Genomic DNA, 15,927 nt, shown 5'->3' with positions numbered 1-15,927 from the left:
CTGAAAAGGTGCGCACCGGTTGCGCACCGCTGCATCGAGAGCAATCGTGTCCTTTCCGTCAGAACGCTTCACCCCCGCCTTCGGCCTCGGCAACCCGCACCTGCAAACCTTGTGGGGACCGCTTTGGCGCAAGACCACGCACATCGAACGCGAGCGCGAACGCTTGTGGCTTGAGGATGGCGACTTTCTCGACATGGACTGGCACGGCCCGCACACCGCTGATGCGCCGCTGGTGCTGGTGTTGCACGGGCTGACCGGTTCTTCGAATTCGCCTTATGTGGCCGGGGTGCAGAAAGCATTCGGTGCCCAGGGTTGGGCCAGTGTCGCGTTGAACTGGCGCGGCTGCTCTGGCGAGCCGAATCTGTTGGCGCGCAGCTACCATTCCGGCGCCAGCGAAGACTTGGCCGAAGCCATCAGACACCTGCGGGCCAAGCGCCCTCTCGCTCCGCTGTATGCGGTCGGCTATTCCCTGGGCGGCAATGTCTTGCTCAAGCATCTGGGCGAAACTGGCAGTGACAGCGGCGTGTCAGGCGCGGTGGCGGTATCGGTACCGTTTCGTCTCGATCAGTGCGCCGATCGTATCGGCCAAGGTTTTTCGAAGGTCTATCAGGCGCACTTCATGCGCGAGATGGTCGCCTACATCAAGAACAAGCAGCGCCAGTTCCAGCATGACGGACGCGAGGATGGACTGGCGGCATTGGCGGCGTTGGGCTCGCTGGAGAACATGCGCACCTTCTGGGATTTCGATGGCCGGATCACAGCGCCGCTCAATGGTTTTGTCGATGCCGAGGATTACTATCGCCGCGCCTCCAGTCGCTATTTCCTTGGCCGGATCCGCACGCCAACCCTGATCATCCAGGCGGCCGACGATCCCTTCGTATTCCCCCATAGCCTGCCGCACGCGTCGGAATTGTCCGCCTCCACTCAATTCGAGCTGCAAGCCAGGGGCGGGCATGTCGGTTTTGTCGATGGCTCGTTCCGGCAACCGGGTTATTACCTGGAACGACGCATTCCGCAGTGGCTGAGCGCCGTGGGTCGCGGGTAAGCCATGGACGCCGATCAGGGCGAGTCGATCCGCTTCTGGCAAACGGCGCCTTTGGCTGGCGTCGAGTTATTGTCCGCGCGCTACATCGAACACCGCTTTGCACCCCACGTGCATGACGGTTATGTGATCGGCATGATCATGGCCGGCGCCCAGCGTTATCGCTATCGCGGCGCCGAACACCTGGCCGGCAGCGGCACACTGGTGCTGATCAACCCTGATGAACTGCACACCGGCCACAAGGGCACGGAGGACGGTTGGTTGTACCGGGCGTTTTACCCGGACAGCGGGCAGATTCTCTCGCTGCTGGACGAACTGGAGCTGCCGACCACCAACCTGCCGGGGTTTGGCGCGACGTTGTATCGCGATCCGGATCTGGTGAAGGGTTTCTGCCAACTGCATCGCTTGCTGGAAAGTCCGTCCACGGCCCTGCAACAGCAAACGGTCTGGCGCGAGATGATGCTGTTGCTGCTGCAACGACATGCGGCCGTGCCGATCGCCGGCAAACCCGGCAAGGAGCACCGGGCGGTGACGCTGGCCAAGGACGTGCTGCATGCACAATTGGCAGCGCCGCCCTCGCTGGAAGAACTGGCGGCAGCGGTCAACCTGTCACCGTTTCACTTCGCCCGGGTCTTTCGCCGCGCCACGGGCATGCCACCGCACACCTGGTTGATGCAGCAACGCATCGCGCAGGCACGGGCGCTGTTACAGAACGGTTGTTTGCCGCTGGAGGTTGCGATGCAGCTGGGATTTGCCGACCAGAGCCATCTGAGTCGGCAGTTCAAGCAGGTTTACGGGGTTGGACCGGGGGCGTATCGCAGTGCGCGGCTATTCTGAAATATCAAAACAACCCGAATCCCCCTGTGGGAGCGAGCCTGCTCGCGATAGCGGTTTAACATTCGACATCTCTGCCGACTGATCCACCGCTATCGCGAGCAGGCTCGCTCCTACAGGGGATCAGTGTTATTCGCCGGTGGCGATGCCGTGTGCTGGATCGTTGATCCACTCGCTCCACGACCCGGCATACAACGAGCCCAACGGATACCCCGCGAGGCACAGCGCGAACAGGTTATGGCAAGCCGTCACGCCAGATCCGCAATAGGCCACCAGATCGGCCGGCGCACGATCGCCGAGTTTCGCGGCAAAACGCTGCTTGAGCTGCTCAGCCGGCAGGAAGCGCCCGTCACTGCCCAGGTTCTCGGTGAAGGCCGCACATTGCGCACCGGGGATGTGCCCGGCAATCGGATCGATCGGCTCGACTTCGCCCTTGAAGCGCGGTAAGGCGCGGGCATCGAGCAAGGTCAGCGCAGGCTGGCCGAGGCGCTGCTGGAGCTGTTCAGCGCTCAACAGCAGCGCATTGTCTGGCGTCCCGGTAAAGGTGCCGCGCTTGATGTCGCACCTGTCCAGACTCAGCGGCAACCCGGCCGCGTGCCAGGCCTTGAGCCCGCCGTCGAGAATGAACACGCCATCGCGCTTGCCCAGCCAGGCCAGCAACCACCAGGCCCGCGCCGCGTAGGCGCCGGGGCCATCGTCGTACAAAACCACTTCGCTGTCGGCGTTGATGCCCCACGCTTGCAGACGCTCGATCAAGTCTTCAGGTTCCGGCAACGGATGGCGCCCAGTCACGCCCTTGACCACTGCCCCGCTCAAATCACGCTCAAGATCGGCAAAGCTCGACCCGGCGATATGCCCTTCGGCATAGCTGCGCTGGCCGTAGTCAGGGTCTTCGAGGGCAAAACGACAATCCAGAATCACCAGCCCAGGCGCATCCTTTTTCAGGTCCAACGCTTGCGGGCTGATCAGTTGCGCAATGGGCATAACGGGCTCCTGTGATTAAGTCGGTCTTGAATCCTACTGCACTTCTTCAAGGGCCTGGGCCAGCGGCACGTAAAACTCTTCATACAGCGCGTTCACCGCGTCGCGAGACTGGTCCGTGACGAAACCGGCCTCAAGCACCAGTACCTGATACACCCCACGTTTAATCGCCTGCTCACTCAGGTGATTGGAATTTTCCCGCGTGGTGCACAGAAAACGCACCCAGGACGTCAGGATAATCCACGCATTGAGCGTCAGGGATTCGATCTGCACCTTGTCCATTTGCAGGATGCCGGCGTCGACGAAGGCGGCGTAGATGTGGGTGCCATGGATCAGGCAGCGCTGGGAGAAACGCCGATAACGGGCGGCCAGTTCGGGATCGCTGTCGAGCAAATGCTCAAGGTCACGATGCAAAAACCGGTAGCGCCACATCGCCGCCAGCAGTTCCTGAAGGTAGAAGCGCTTGTCCTCCACCGTGGACGCGCGGCCCTGAGGTGGGCGCAGGAAGCTGTCCACCAGGCTTTCGTACTCACTGAACAACACAGCGATGATCGCCTGCTTGTTGGGGAAGTGGTAGTACAGGTTGCCCGGAGAAATCTCCATGTGGGCAGCAATGTGGTTGGTGCTGATGCTGCGCTCGCCCTGTTGATTGAACAGCTCCAGGCTGTTCTGCACGATGCGCTCGCTGGTTTTGATCCGAGGGGCCATGGCTTGAGCTTTAATTCAGAGTGCGTTGGCGGGCATCTTACGACCTATCGGCGAGTGGATAAAACAATGCTGTACTCAGGATGCCATTTGACTTTATAGAGCATAGACTCTAAAAAGTGCCTCATTACAACAAAAACCGGAGCCGATCATGACCGCCGACATCGCTTACCTGCAGAACCTGCAACAGCCTCTGGACGAGCTCCAGGCCCTGTTTGATGCGCAGCGTGCGGCGTATGCGGCCAACCCGATGCCACCGGCCGCCCAGCGCCAGCAATGGCTCAAGGCCCTGCGAGATCTGCTGAGCAATGAGCGCCACGCCTTGATCGATGCCATCAGCCAGGACTTCAGTCACCGCAGCGCCGATGAAACCCTGCTCGCCGAGTTGATGCCCAGCCTGCACGGCATTCATTACGCCAGTCAGCACCTCAAAGGCTGGATGAAAGCGTCGCGGCGCAAGGTCGGCATCGCGTTTCAGCCGGCTTCGGCCAAGGTTGTTTACCAACCACTGGGCGTGGTCGGCGTGATCGTGCCCTGGAACTACCCGTTGTACTTGGCCATCGGGCCGTTGGTGGGTGCGTTGTCGGCGGGCAATCGGGTGATGCTCAAACTCAGCGAATCGACCCCCTCCACCGGTTTGCTGCTCAAGGAGTTGCTGGGCCGGATCTTCCCGCAAGACCTGGTCTGCGTGGTACTGGGCGAAGCCGATATCGGTGTCGCGTTCTCCCGGCTGCGTTTCGATCACCTGCTGTTTACCGGCGCCACCAGCATCGGCAAGCACGTGATGCGCGCGGCGGCCGAGAACCTGACGCCAGTGACCCTTGAGCTGGGTGGCAAATCCCCGGCCATCGTTTCCCTAGATGTGCCGCTCAAGGACGCCGCCGAACGCATCGCTTTCGGCAAGACCCTGAATGCCGGACAAACCTGCGTGGCCCCGGACTACGTGCTGGTGCCGGAAGCTCGTGTTGGCGCTTTCGTCGAAGCCTATCGCCAAGCGGTTCGAGGGTTTTATCCGACACTGGCCGACAACCCGGACTACACCGCGATCATCAATGACCGACAACTGGCACGGCTCAACGGCTACGTCAGTGACGCCACCAGCAAGGGTGCGCTGCTGATTCCGCTGTTCGATCAGGGCCAGGGCCGGCGCATGAGTCATAGCGTGCTGCTCAACGTCAGTGACGACATGACCGTGATGCAGGACGAAATTTTCGGCCCGCTGCTGCCAATCGTTCCGTACAAGGATCTTGATGAGGCGTTTGCCTACATCAATCAACGACCTCGTCCGCTGGCGCTGTACTACTTCGGCTACGACAAGCGCGAACAAAATCGCGTACTGCACGAAACCCATTCCGGCGGCGTTTGCCTCAACGACACTTTGCTGCACGTGGCTCAAGACGATATGCCGTTCGGTGGCATCGGCGCTTCGGGCATGGGCCATTACCACGGCCACGAAGGCTTCCTGACCTTCAGCAAGGCCAAAGGCGTGCTGATCAAACAACGCTTCAACGCGGCGAAACTTATTTACCCGCCGTACGGCAAAGCCATTCAGAAACTGATCCAGAAGCTGTTCATCCGCTAACGATCACACTCTTCGGGTAATAACAATAATGAGCCCAAGCCTGTCCGATACACCCGCGCTGTCACGGCGCGGCCTGCTTAAATTCAGCCTCGGCGCGAGTGCCTTTCTGGCCACGGCCGGATTGGGCGCGAGCCTCAGCGGCTGCTCGTCGAGCACCCCGGCAAGCGGTTTCGCGATCCTGCGTAGCGGCGACCTGCTGTTTCTGCGGGCATTGGTGCCGGTGATGCTCGAGGGCGCCGTGGCCATCGAGAAAATGCCGGCGGCCGTCGATGGCACCCTCAAAACCCTGGATAACGACCTGAATCATTTGTCGCCGGAGATGCTCAAGCTGACCCGGCAATTGTTCGACGTGCTGGGAATGGCGGTGACTCGCGGGCCGCTGACCGGGATCTGGGGCAGCTGGGAAAACGCCAGTGCCGATGAGATCCGGCATTTTCTCGATCGCTGGGAAAACAGCTCGTTGAGCCTGTTGCGCATGGGGCATAGCTCGTTGCTGCAACTGGTGATGATGGCCTGGTACAGCCGGGCGGAATCGTGGGTGCATTGCGGGTATCCCGGGCCGCCTGCCGTTTGAGACCGTGTCGCCCCCATCGCGGGCAAGCCACGCTCCCACAGGATTTGAGGTGAGCCATCCTTTTGTGAACGACTCAAACCCTGTGGGAGCGGGCTTGCCCGCGAAGACGTCAGCAGCCTCACCACTGCATCCAAACCATAACAACAAGAGAACCCGAAGATGCCCGTACCCGACCCGTTCCGCGAAGGCATGGCCCGTGGCTGGAAAACCTACAACGGCTCGCAACTGACCCAGGACCTGACCCTCGAAGCGGACGTGGCGATCATCGGCAGCGGCGCGGGCGGCGGGACCACCGCCGAAATCCTCAGCGCCGCCGGCTACAAGGTGTTGCTGATCGAAGAAGGGCCGCTCAAAACCAGCAGCGACTTCAAGATGCTTGAAGACCAGGCCTACACCAGCCTCTATCAGGAAGGTATCGGTCGCATGAGCAAGGACGGCGCGATCACCATTCTCCAGGGCCGCGCGGTGGGCGGCACCACGCTGATTAACTGGACATCAAGCTTTCGCACCCCCGACCCGACGCTCGAACATTGGGCCAAAGAACACGATGTCAAAGGCCATAGCCCGGCCGAGATGGCACCGTGGTTCGAGAAAATGGAACAACGCCTGGGTGTCGCCCCGTGGATGGTGCCGCCTAACGCCAACAACGACGTGATCCGCAAAGGCTGCGAAAAACTCGGATATTCCTGGCATGTGATTCCACGCAATGTGCGCGGTTGCTGGAACCTTGGCTATTGCGGCATGGGCTGCCCGACCAACGCCAAGCAATCGATGATGGTCACGACCATTCCCGCAACCCTGGAAAAAGGTGGCGAGCTGCTTTATCTGGCCCGCGCCGAAAAGCTCTCGATCAAGGACGGCAAGGTCACCGGCCTGCAATGTATGGCGATGGACGACCGTTGCGTCGCGCCAACCGGACGCACGATTACGGTCAAGGCGCGGCATTACGTGCTGGCGGGCGGCGGGATCAACAGCCCGGCGCTGCTCCTGCGCTCGGAGGCGCCCGATCCGCACACGCGCCTGGGCAAGCGCACGTTCCTGCACTTGGTGAACATGTCCGCCGGGCTGTTCGACGAGGTGATCAACCCGTTCTACGGCGCACCGCAGTCGATCTACACCGACCATTTCCAGTGGCAGGACGGCACCACCGGCAAGATGTCCTACAAACTGGAGGTGCCGCCGCTGCACCCGGCACTGGCCTCCACCCTGCTCGGCGGTTTCGGCAAGGAAAACGCCGGACACATGGAAAATCTGCCCCACACCCACGCAATGCTCGCGTTGTTGCGCGACGGTTTTCACCCGGACAGCCCCGGCGGCAGTGTCGAATTGCGCGGCGACAGCACGCCGGTGCTCGACTATCAGGTTTCACCCTATGCCTGGGATGGCTTGCGCCGGGCCTTCCACAGCATGGCCGAGATCCAGTTCGCCGGTGGCGCCAACGCGGTCATGCCGATGCACGCCGACGCGCGCTATGTGAAAACCCTGGCCGAAGCGCGCACGTTGATCGACGGTTTGAGCCTTGAGCTGTATCGCACCCGCCTGGGCAGCGCTCATGTGATGGGCGGTTGCGCCATGGGTGAAGACCCGAAAAACGCCGTGACCGACAGCCTCGGCCGGCATCACCAGATCAGCAATCTGTCGATCCACGATGGCTCGCTGTTCCCCACCAGCATTGGCGCAAACCCGCAATTGTCGGTCTACGGGCTGACGGCGCAACTGGCGACCTCCCTCGCCGAACGTTTGAAAAACCCATGAAAACGGAGAATATTCCAATCGTCTATAGTGCTTTCTTACCCAACAGGCGACTTGGCCGACCGGGAAGGCTGCGATACCATCCGACTCCCCAACGGACTCCCGCCAGGACGACGCGATGAACCGAGTGTTGTACCCAGGTACCTTCGACCCTATTACCAAGGGCCATGGCGACTTGGTCGAACGCGCCGCGCGCTTGTTCGATCATGTGATCATCGCCGTCGCTGCCAGCCCGAAGAAAAACCCGTTGTTTCCCCTGGAACAGCGTGTGGCGTTGGCCCGCGAGGTCACTAAACATCTGCCGAACGTTGAAGTCGTCGGCTTCTCGACGCTGTTGGCGCACTTTGCCAAAGAGAAGAACGCCAACGTGTTCCTGCGTGGTTTGCGCGCGGTGTCGGACTTCGAATACGAATTCCAGCTGGCCAACATGAACCGCCAACTGGCGCCGGATGTGGAAAGTCTGTTTCTTACACCGTCCGAGCGTTATTCGTTCATTTCCTCGACGCTGGTTCGTGAAATCGCAGCGTTGGGTGGCGATATCACCAAGTTCGTCCACCCTGTGGTGGCGGACGCCCTTACCGAGCGCTTCAAGAAGTAACGACCGCTCAAGCGGCGCCCGCGTGCACTGCGGGCGCCAATGCGGCACAATTGCGCGCATTGGTTTATTGCGCCCGGGCCTTGCGCCCTGGCTGGAGTTAGCATGTCCCTGATCATCACCGACGATTGCATCAATTGCGACGTCTGCGAACCCGAGTGCCCGAACGCCGCCATTTCCCAAGGCGAAGAGATCTACGTGATCGACCCGAACCTGTGCACGCAGTGTGTCGGCCACTACGACGAACCTCAGTGCCAGCAGGTTTGCCCGGTGGATTGCATTCCGCTGGATGAAGCGCATCCGGAGACTGAAGAGCAGTTGATGGCGAAGTATCGGATTATTACCGGGAAGGCTTGAGTCAGTTAGTTTTGTAGCGCCTGTGCCGGCCTCATCGCGAGCAGGCTCGCTCCCACACTGGATTTGCGTCGTTTACAAAACCCCTGTGGGAGCGAGCCTGCTCGCGATGAGGCCATCAGCAACACCGAAGATGTGACCTGATTTCACTCCCGCTGCTCAAACCCCTCCCCGATACACCCCAGACACCGCACAAACGCCGCTTTCGCCGGATCAACCACCAGCGCCTGCCCCGCATCGCCAATGCCGCCACCCAGTGCGGTAAACGGCAACGACACCACAAACGCCCCGGCACCGATCACCGTCGCTACGACCAACAAGGGTCGGGCGATCAGCAAGTCGCCGAGCATGGCGTAGGCCGGGGGGTTCTGGATGGTGTAACGCGGGTCACCGCTGCCGCTGTTTGCCGCCAGCGCTGGCGCACTGACGCTCAGCAGCAGCGCAACAACAAGGGTTCGAAACGAATTCATGGCACGGTCCTTCGGCTAGGCAGTAAGAACACTGACTATAGACCGTAGGACGTATCAGCTCTGACAGCGCGGGCAAAAGACGCTGGCGCGCTGCCCGAGTTTCACGTCCCGCAGCTCCGTGCCACAGACTTTGCACGGTTGATTGCCACGTCCGTAGACGAACAATTCCTGCTGGAAATAACCCGGCTGACCGTCACCGCCAATAAAGTCCCGCAACGTCGTACCGCCACGCTCGATGGCGGCGGCCAGAATGCGTTTGATCTCGATCGCCAGCTTCAAATAGCGCGCCCGGGAAATGCTCTTGGCCTCGCGACGCGGGTCGATACCGGCAGCGAACAGGGCTTCGGTCGCGTAGATATTGCCAACGCCGACCACCACCGCGTTATCCATGATGAACGGCTTGACCGCCATGGATCGTCCCCGAGACTGCTGGAACAAACGATCGCCATCAAACAGGTCGGTCAGCGGCTCCGGCCCCAGGCGAATCAGCAGTTCGTGGTTGAGCGGGTCGAGGCTCCAGAGCATCGCGCCAAACCGGCGGGGGTCGGTGTAGCGCAGGGCCAGGCCGGACTCCAGTTCGATATCCACATGCTCATGCTTGGCCGCCGGCATACCGACTTCCACCAGCCGCAGATTGCCAGACATGCCCAAATGACTGATCAGCGTGCCGACTTCGGCATTGATCAACAGGTATTTGGCGCGCCGTTCCACCAGCACAATACGCTGGCCGGACAATCGCACATCGAGGTCTTCAGGAATCGGCCAGCGCAAGCGCCGGTCACGCACGATCACCCGGCTGACGCGCTGGCCTTCCAGGTGCGGCGCAATCCCGCGGCGAGTGGTTTCGACTTCTGGCAATTCAGGCATGGTGTACTCGAATCAGGGCTCTCGAATAAATGAAGCAGCCGGTGCTCAGCGGTGAGCGCCGAGGTCGCGAATCGTTTGCTTGAGGGTCTCGAAGTCGTAATCCGAGAGGCCGACATAATCGAGCACCAGATGGCCGATGCTGTTCCATTCGTGGTCTTCGGTCTGATTACCCAACACCCGGTACGACGCACAAACATGCTCCGCCATTTTCAGGATCGCCAGCAGGTTCTTCAGCTGAGCGTTGCGCGAAGATTCGTCGCTGAAAATAGCCAGGGCATTGTGGTGATTGGCGATCGCGGCGGTCACATGCTCCGGCAGCCGCCAGGACTTGGCCGTGTAATAACCGACCACCGCATGGTTGGTGTTGAACACCCGGTTCTCGGTGTCGACTACCCGGCATTCGGCACTGGCGTTGGCGTAGGCCTCTTCCAGGACGGTCATGTAATTGGGGAAGCGCTGCAACATCAGCGGCACGCCGCAGTCGTGGAACAGCCCCAGCGCGTACGCTTCATCACCCGCCTGGGCGCCGATGCGCTTGGCCAGCGTCAGGCAGGTCATCGCCACGTCCTGAGCCGTATCCCAGAAACGGTTCAGGGTGACGATGGTGTCGTCGTTCATCTCGCCCTTGATCGACTGCGCATTGATCAGGTTGACGATCGAACGACTGCCCAGCAGGTTCACCGCACGCTGGATCGAGGCGATCTTGTTACTCAAGCCGTAATACGGCGAGTTGACGATCTTCAGCAAGGCGCCAGAGAGCCCCGGGTCCTGGGAGATCAGCTTCGCGATCACTTCCAGATCCGGGTCGGGCATGTACTGCTCCATCTGCAAATCCACCATGATTTGCGGCTGAGCAGGCACGCTGATGCCTTGCAGGGACTGTTGAATCTGTTCGGAAGTCAGCTCTTGGGACATAAGTACACACTCTGGGCCAGGGGCGATTCTAACCTTTATAAAGTTGGATCCGACAGCTTGGCCGCTACATCGGCCAAAGTTTCATCAAATGCCCAATCCAACTCCAAAAATACAGCGCACCCTCCTGTGGCGAGGGGGCTTGCCCCCGTTCGGCTGCGAAGCAGTCGTCGATCGGCATATGCGATGCATCTGATATATCAGGGCCGCTTCGCGCCCCAACGGGGGCAAGCCCCCTCGCCACAGGTCTATCTGCCAAGCCGGGGTCTTGCGCAACACGCTATACTCCCGCTCTTTTTTCCGGAGCGACGTCATGTCCCTGCCTAGCCTGCGCCTCAAAGCCAACGCCGACCGTCGCCTGCGAAACGGCCACTTGTGGGTCTACAGCAACGAAATCGATGTAGCGGCGACCCCGTTGCATGGCTTCAAGGCCGGTGACCAGGCGATCCTCGAAGCCGCCGGCGGCAAGACACTGGGCATCGTGGCCATGAGCCCGAACAACCTGATCTGCGCCCGTCTGCTGTCGCGCGACATCAAGGTGCCGCTGGACAAGTCGCTGCTGGTCCATCGCCTGAACGTTGCGCTGTCCCTGCGCGATCGCCTGTTCGACAAGCCGTTCTATCGCCTGGTCTACGGTGACTCCGACCTGCTGCCAGGCCTGGTAGTCGACCGCTTCGGCGACATCCTGGTGGTGCAGATCGCTTCGGCGACCATGGAAGCCCATAAAGAAGACGTGATCGCGGCGTTGACCCAAGTGCTCAAGCCAAGCGGCATCCTGTTCAAGAATGACTCCGCTGCCCGTGATGCCGAAGGCCTCAACCGCTACGTCGAAACCGTGTTCGGCCTGGTGCCGGAGTGGGTCGCGCTGGAAGAGAACGGCGTGAAATTCGAAGCACCGGTCATCCAGGGCCAGAAAACCGGCTGGTTCTACGACCACCGCATGAACCGCGCGCGCCTGGCCCCTTATGCCAAAGGCAAACGCGTGCTGGACCTGTACAGCTACATCGGCGGCTGGGGCGTGCAAGCGGCCGCATTCGGCGCCAGTGAAGTGTTCTGCGTCGACGCTTCGGCCTTCGCCCTCGACGGCGTCGAGCGCAACGCCGCGCTGAACGGTTTCGCCGAGAAAATGACCTGCATCGAAGGCGACGTGTTCGAAGCCCTCAAAGAGCTGAAAGCCAGCGAAGAACGCTTCGACGTGATCGTTGCCGATCCGCCCGCCTTCATCAAACGCAAGAAAGACATGAAGAACGGTGAAGGCGCCTACCGTCGCCTGAACGAGCAAGCCATGCGTCTGCTCAGCAAGGACGGCATCCTGGTCAGCGCATCGTGCTCGATGCACCTGCCCGAAGACGATCTGCAAAATATCCTGCTGACCAGCGCCCGTCACCTGGACCGCAACATCCAGATGCTCGAACGCGGCGGCCAGGGCCCGGATCACCCGGTACACCCGGCCATCGCCGAAACCCGCTACATCAAGAGCATCACCTGCCGGTTGCTGCCAAACAGCTGATTACGCCGGTTTGACGGGGAGCCGGCCGGCTCCCCGTTCCATTGTCTGTTATTGAACCCCCTCAAACTTCCTACACTTGCAGTCCTACAAACTTGCAGGACGTTTCCCTATATCTTTAATTAAAGAGAATACACCTGACAAAACTTGTTCATGCCCATGATCGTTCCGACAAAATTTCTGGAAGATTCCTACCTAATATTGCCTTGATAAGCGCTCATTACACTCTATGATTGAAAGTGTCACAACGAAGTGACACTCACTTTCAATTACAAGGAGTTCCAAATGAAAGCAATTACTCTGGAAGCTAACAGCATTGCCAACCTGGCTTTTCTGGTTGCCCCTAAAGCCCGCTAAGTAAATGAGACGCTGGGGAGTGCCGGCTACCCAGCGTTTTCTATGGCATTGCCCAGAGCGAACCGCCCATCATGCAGATCAGCCCTCACTTATTCATACTTCCGCGTACGCCCGGTCAAATAGTCTGGGATTACAAGAACCACAAGCAATTTGAACTTAACCTCAAGTATTCGACTCGACTGGCCGAACTGATCGACAACCCTGAAAAGTTTAATTACCGCAACACCATTGACACTCAACTACTCAACGCTGGAATACTGACAACATCAACAGCAGACATTATTGAATGGGGCTGGGATGAACTATCGAAGATATATCATATCGGCACCAAGAACATTCCTTGCGAACACATTCCGCAAGACATTAATGAATGGTCAAAACAATACCTTGATCATTGCACCGACGTGTTGGCCACACCTTCGCCGAAAGCCAGGCGCTCGGAACACATGGGAGGCGAGCTGATTGCCCTGCCTAAACCTTCCTCCCTGCCGGAAGGTTCCCTGGCAAACGCCTTGGTCAATCGGAAAACCTGCCGCACCTTCACGGGCGAAGCCGTTTCCCTCGAAGCGGTGAGCACATTGCTGTACCTGTCCCTTGGCTATCTGCATGAGCGCGAAAACGACGTCGACGAAAGCATTGTCGAAGGCCTCGGCGCCCGGCGAAGCAGCCCGTCCGGCGGCGGACTGAATGCCTGCGAAGGCTTTCTGCTGGTGCAGAACGTCAGCGGCCTGCAACCCGGGCTCTACGCCTATCACCCCATCGGGCACGCACTGAGTCTCGTTAATCCGCCGCCTCCTCAGCCTTTGGGGCAACTGATGTGTGGGCAACATTTCATCAACAACCTGCCCGCAGGCCTGTTCATCACCAGTCGATTCGACAAGCTGTGGTGGAAATATGAACACTCGCGGGCCTACCGAATGGCCTACGTGGAGGCCGGCCATATTTCTCAGACCTTTCAACTGGCGGCCACTTCGCTGGGATTGAACACCTGGCTGACCGGTGCCTTGACGGATGATCAGGTCGAAGCACTGTTGGGCCTTGAGGACAGCGCAGAACAACCGTTGTTTTTTGTCGGCTGCGGCCAGAGCGACGGGCAAGTGATGTGCAAGGAGTTAAAAGAGCTCCTTGGCAATCGGGGGCAGGAACAATGACCGAGCCCCTCATCGAACCTGCGTACTTCCCAGCCTCTTGGCCCAATCGCTTCACCCTTGGAGACTGGAATACCCGAGCCTCGGTGCGCATCAGCGAACACGCCTATCAATTGCCCTCGGACCTGAAACAGCAACTGGAAACCCGCCACTGGTTTCCACCAGCCTTCCTGCTCTACCTGAATCATCCGGCGATCAAAGCAGCAGGCAGAGGAATCATTCACCGTCTGTCCGCCAACCATCTGGTGCATTTCCTCGACTACACCACCCTGCTCGAACACCGCATCGTCAACCGATCCGTGGAAACCATCGTCCACAACGAACTGGGTGTTTCCATCCCCCAACGGATGAAAACGGCCGCGCTGCAGCTCTACACCGATGAGGCTTATCACGCGCTGTTCTCCAATAGCCTCGCCGAGCAGATTGCTGACATTTACGGCATGACTGATCGCCCGGTCATGCCCCAGCGGATAACCCGGCTGAACGCCCTGCTCGACCGCACACCTGACAAGCACAAAGCACTGGCGTGGTTTCTCGTCGGCTTCGTCTCGGAAACAATCATCGCCAAGGAACTGCTCGACGTTTGCCGCGACACGCTGGTCAGCAGCGTTCAGGAAATGCTCAGGGACCACCTCGCCGACGAGGCGCGACACAGTCGTTACTTTTGCGAAGTGTTCCACTACCTGTGGCTGCAGCTGAACTGCGGCCAACGCACGTTCACCGCCAGGATGCTCCTGGAAATCCTGCTGATTTTCTTTGAAATCGATGAACGCTGGCTTGGCGAAAGTCTGCGCAGCGCCGGCCTGGGTGAAACGCCTGTGGCGCAAATCCTTTGTGATTTGAGCGGCCCGCAAGCACAACGCCTGCGCGCCCGGTCGGGTGCTGGAGCCACGCTCAACGCAATGAAAAAGGCAGGATTCTTCGATCTGCCTGCCAATCGGCAACTCTTCTCCAGAGCAGGGCTTCTCGATGAATGACGGAAAGCATGTACCCCGTGTCGAAAAACATCGTGCGATGGTCATTCTGTTGATGACCATGACGTTGCTTGGCGTCTTTCCCCTGGATGTGGTGCTCCCGTCCTTTCCCGATCTTTCTGACTATTTTCGGACCTCACCGTCCGACATCGCCCTTTCCGTCAGCCTGTTCGCCATTGGCCTGGCGTTGTCCGTGGTGCTGGTCGGACCGCTGTCAGACGTGTGGGGGCGCAAGAAGCTGCTGCTGGCAGGTATCGCGATTGCGGTGGTCGGTGCCACGGGATGCGTGGTTTCCAGCGAATACAGCTGGTTTTTGTTCTTTCGCGTGATCCAGGCCGTTGGCTGCGGGTCCTTCGTCCTGTCGCAAGCACTGGTTCAGGATTTGTTCGTCGGCAAGGAACAGGAGCGAATCAGAATCTGGATGGTGACCGGCGGCGGGGTGTTCATTTCGATTTCGCCCCTCCTGGGGACGTGGCTGCAATTGCAGCTAGGCTGGCAGGGCAGCTTTTATGTGTTTATCACCCTCGCTGTCATTGTCTGGTTTAAAGCCTTTTTTCTGCTCAGGGAAAACCCGCACCTGCATACCTCGACCCATGAACGGTTTTTCAGCGCCTATTGGCGGCTGTGTGCGGATCTACGCTTCATGGGTTACTGGTTGATTTCAGCCTTGGCATTCGCCTGCCATTTCTCGTTCATCGTCACTTCACCGATCATTTTCATGGATCGGTTGGCGCTTTCGCCTTACGAATTTGCCTGGGCGTTGTTGCTGTATGGCGTGGCCTATGTGTTTGGCGGGATTGTCGCCAGCGCACTGCATCGGCATCTGCGTGCCAACACGCAGATAGTCATTGGTCTGGGGCTGATCGCTTTGTCAGGGCTGGTCATGCTGTGGCTGGCGGATCAGTTCGGGCTCTCTGCTGCGGCGGTTTTGATACCCATGCTGATTTGTACCGCAGGCACCACCATTGCCAGGCCCATCGCCAACTCCCAAGCCATGAGTCTCTACCCACAAAATGCCGGAACCTCTACCTCGGTGGGCGGCGTGCTGATTTTCATGTGCGGCGGCGTGATCAGTGTGGTGATCAATCTCGCGTCCGAGGACCTGACCACAGCACTTGCCCTGTGTTTTCTGACCTTGAGTGCCACGGGGCTTGGCTTGAATGTACTGATTACACGAAGGCACCTGGCGCTGAAGGTGGGCTGAAACCTGCCAGTCGTCATCCCGCACGTTGTGTCAGCGCTGGATCAACGCTTCCCGGCATTCCCTCCTGAC

General features: G+C 59.6%; 16 protein-coding genes. 11 read left to right on the top strand and 5 right to left on the bottom strand.

All coding sequences use genetic code 11. The features are described 5' to 3' along the window. The first annotated feature begins 46 nt into the window (after positions 1 to 46). Positions 47 to 1,045: a hydrolase gene (locus ACYZT6_RS29090; RefSeq protein ID WP_462029628.1), complete on the top strand. Its 999-nt coding sequence runs from the start codon at positions 47 to 49 to the stop codon at positions 1,043 to 1,045. A 3-nt stretch (positions 1,046 to 1,048) separates the two neighbouring features. Then, entirely contained in the window at positions 1,049 to 1,879 is an 831-nt protein-coding gene (locus ACYZT6_RS29085; protein WP_462029627.1) for an AraC family transcriptional regulator, read from the top strand. Positions 1,880 to 2,005: 126 nt separating this feature from the next. Here ACYZT6_RS29085 and ACYZT6_RS29080 read toward each other — a convergent pair whose 3' ends face one another. Together ACYZT6_RS29080 and ACYZT6_RS29075 are read right to left on the bottom strand one after the other, a co-directional pair. After that, the gene (locus ACYZT6_RS29080) at positions 2,006 to 2,860 is read right to left on the bottom strand and encodes a sulfurtransferase (protein ID WP_462029626.1); all 855 of its coding nucleotides are present in this window, start codon (positions 2,858 to 2,860) and stop codon (positions 2,006 to 2,008) included. A gap of 33 nt (positions 2,861 to 2,893) precedes the next feature. Beyond that, positions 2,894 to 3,565 carry a TetR/AcrR family transcriptional regulator gene (locus ACYZT6_RS29075; protein WP_109635625.1) on the bottom strand — a complete coding sequence of 224 codons (672 nt, stop codon included), beginning with the start codon at positions 3,563 to 3,565 and terminating at the stop codon, positions 2,894 to 2,896. A 148-nt stretch (positions 3,566 to 3,713) separates the two neighbouring features. Here ACYZT6_RS29075 and ACYZT6_RS29070 point away from each other — a divergent pair, with 148 nt between their 5' ends. The 5 genes from ACYZT6_RS29070 to ACYZT6_RS29050 all read left to right on the top strand — a co-directional run bounded on the left by ACYZT6_RS29070 (position 3,714) and on the right by ACYZT6_RS29050 (position 8,422). Continuing rightward, complete coding sequence (locus tag ACYZT6_RS29070; protein ID WP_462029625.1) at positions 3,714 to 5,144, top strand: coniferyl aldehyde dehydrogenase; 1,431 nt, start codon at positions 3,714 to 3,716, stop codon at positions 5,142 to 5,144. 28 nt (positions 5,145 to 5,172) lie between these two features. Further along, complete coding sequence (locus ACYZT6_RS29065; protein ID WP_462029624.1) at positions 5,173 to 5,718, top strand: twin-arginine translocation pathway signal protein; 546 nt, start codon at positions 5,173 to 5,175, stop codon at positions 5,716 to 5,718. A gap of 159 nt (positions 5,719 to 5,877) precedes the next feature. Continuing rightward, positions 5,878 to 7,473, top strand: coding sequence for a GMC family oxidoreductase (locus ACYZT6_RS29060; RefSeq protein WP_462029623.1), 1,596 nt, complete (start codon positions 5,878 to 5,880; stop codon positions 7,471 to 7,473). A 115-nt stretch (positions 7,474 to 7,588) separates the two neighbouring features. After that, entirely contained in the window at positions 7,589 to 8,068 is a 480-nt protein-coding gene (gene coaD / locus ACYZT6_RS29055) for a pantetheine-phosphate adenylyltransferase (RefSeq protein WP_131061099.1), read from the top strand. A gap of 102 nt (positions 8,069 to 8,170) precedes the next feature. Further along, positions 8,171 to 8,422, top strand: coding sequence for a YfhL family 4Fe-4S dicluster ferredoxin (locus ACYZT6_RS29050; RefSeq protein ID WP_010466792.1), 252 nt, complete (start codon positions 8,171 to 8,173; stop codon positions 8,420 to 8,422). 143 nt (positions 8,423 to 8,565) lie between these two features. On the opposite strand, the gene ACYZT6_RS29045 is transcribed toward ACYZT6_RS29050, so the two are convergent. From ACYZT6_RS29045 to ACYZT6_RS29035, 3 genes are read right to left on the bottom strand one after another with little or no spacing between them, the layout of a single operon-like run. Continuing rightward, positions 8,566 to 8,889: a multidrug transporter gene (locus tag ACYZT6_RS29045; protein ID WP_462029622.1), complete on the bottom strand. Its 324-nt coding sequence runs from the start codon at positions 8,887 to 8,889 to the stop codon at positions 8,566 to 8,568. A gap of 54 nt (positions 8,890 to 8,943) precedes the next feature. After that, complete coding sequence (gene mutM / locus ACYZT6_RS29040; RefSeq protein WP_462029621.1) at positions 8,944 to 9,756, bottom strand: bifunctional DNA-formamidopyrimidine glycosylase/DNA-(apurinic or apyrimidinic site) lyase; 813 nt, start codon at positions 9,754 to 9,756, stop codon at positions 8,944 to 8,946. Positions 9,757 to 9,801: 45 nt separating this feature from the next. Next, positions 9,802 to 10,617 (bottom strand): HDOD domain-containing protein, encoded by an 816-nt coding sequence (locus tag ACYZT6_RS29035; RefSeq protein ID WP_462030030.1) that lies wholly within the window; start codon positions 10,615 to 10,617, stop codon positions 9,802 to 9,804. 364 nt (positions 10,618 to 10,981) lie between these two features. On the opposite strand from ACYZT6_RS29035, the gene ACYZT6_RS29030 reads away from it, so the two are divergent. From ACYZT6_RS29030 to ACYZT6_RS29015, 4 genes are all read left to right on the top strand, one after another. After that, the gene (locus tag ACYZT6_RS29030) at positions 10,982 to 12,178 is read left to right on the top strand and encodes a class I SAM-dependent rRNA methyltransferase (protein WP_462029620.1); all 1,197 of its coding nucleotides are present in this window, start codon (positions 10,982 to 10,984) and stop codon (positions 12,176 to 12,178) included. A 425-nt stretch (positions 12,179 to 12,603) separates the two neighbouring features. Next, the gene (locus ACYZT6_RS29025; protein WP_462029619.1) at positions 12,604 to 13,683 is read left to right on the top strand and encodes a SagB family peptide dehydrogenase; all 1,080 of its coding nucleotides are present in this window, start codon (positions 12,604 to 12,606) and stop codon (positions 13,681 to 13,683) included. After that, entirely contained in the window at positions 13,680 to 14,657 is a 978-nt protein-coding gene (locus ACYZT6_RS29020) for a diiron oxygenase (RefSeq protein ID WP_462029618.1), read from the top strand. Before ACYZT6_RS29025 ends, ACYZT6_RS29020 begins: the two co-directional genes overlap by 4 nt. Beyond that, on the top strand, positions 14,650 to 15,858 hold the full coding sequence (locus tag ACYZT6_RS29015) for a multidrug effflux MFS transporter (protein ID WP_462029617.1): 1,209 nt from the start codon (positions 14,650 to 14,652) through the stop codon (positions 15,856 to 15,858). Before ACYZT6_RS29020 ends, ACYZT6_RS29015 begins: the two co-directional genes overlap by 8 nt. The last annotated feature ends 69 nt before the right edge of the window (positions 15,859 to 15,927 follow it).

It is taken from the genome of Pseudomonas sp. RT6P73, from assembly GCF_054897715.1.
This window is presented reverse-complemented; position numbering and strand designations above follow the sequence as displayed.

Excerpts from the sequence above, each read along its gene's own strand:
- ACYZT6_RS29085 (WP_462029627.1), top strand. The coding sequence starts at position 1,049 with ATGGACGCCGATCAGGGCGAGTCGATCCGCTTCTGGCAAACGGCGCCT.
- ACYZT6_RS29080 (WP_462029626.1), bottom strand. The coding sequence starts at position 2,860 with ATGCCCATTGCGCAACTGATCAGCCCGCAAGCGTTGGACCTGAAAAAG.
- ACYZT6_RS29075 (WP_109635625.1), bottom strand. The coding sequence starts at position 3,565 with ATGGCCCCTCGGATCAAAACCAGCGAGCGCATCGTGCAGAACAGCCTG.
- ACYZT6_RS29070 (WP_462029625.1), top strand. The coding sequence starts at position 3,714 with ATGACCGCCGACATCGCTTACCTGCAGAACCTGCAACAGCCTCTGGAC.
- ACYZT6_RS29065 (WP_462029624.1), top strand. The coding sequence starts at position 5,173 with ATGAGCCCAAGCCTGTCCGATACACCCGCGCTGTCACGGCGCGGCCTG.
- ACYZT6_RS29060 (WP_462029623.1), top strand. The coding sequence starts at position 5,878 with ATGCCCGTACCCGACCCGTTCCGCGAAGGCATGGCCCGTGGCTGGAAA.
- coaD (WP_131061099.1), top strand. The coding sequence starts at position 7,589 with ATGAACCGAGTGTTGTACCCAGGTACCTTCGACCCTATTACCAAGGGC.
- ACYZT6_RS29050 (WP_010466792.1), top strand. The coding sequence starts at position 8,171 with ATGTCCCTGATCATCACCGACGATTGCATCAATTGCGACGTCTGCGAA.
- ACYZT6_RS29045 (WP_462029622.1), bottom strand. The coding sequence starts at position 8,889 with ATGAATTCGTTTCGAACCCTTGTTGTTGCGCTGCTGCTGAGCGTCAGT.
- mutM (WP_462029621.1), bottom strand. The coding sequence starts at position 9,756 with ATGCCTGAATTGCCAGAAGTCGAAACCACTCGCCGCGGGATTGCGCCG.
- ACYZT6_RS29030 (WP_462029620.1), top strand. The coding sequence starts at position 10,982 with ATGTCCCTGCCTAGCCTGCGCCTCAAAGCCAACGCCGACCGTCGCCTG.
- ACYZT6_RS29025 (WP_462029619.1), top strand. The coding sequence starts at position 12,604 with ATGCAGATCAGCCCTCACTTATTCATACTTCCGCGTACGCCCGGTCAA.
- ACYZT6_RS29020 (WP_462029618.1), top strand. The coding sequence starts at position 13,680 with ATGACCGAGCCCCTCATCGAACCTGCGTACTTCCCAGCCTCTTGGCCC.
- ACYZT6_RS29015 (WP_462029617.1), top strand. The coding sequence starts at position 14,650 with ATGAATGACGGAAAGCATGTACCCCGTGTCGAAAAACATCGTGCGATG.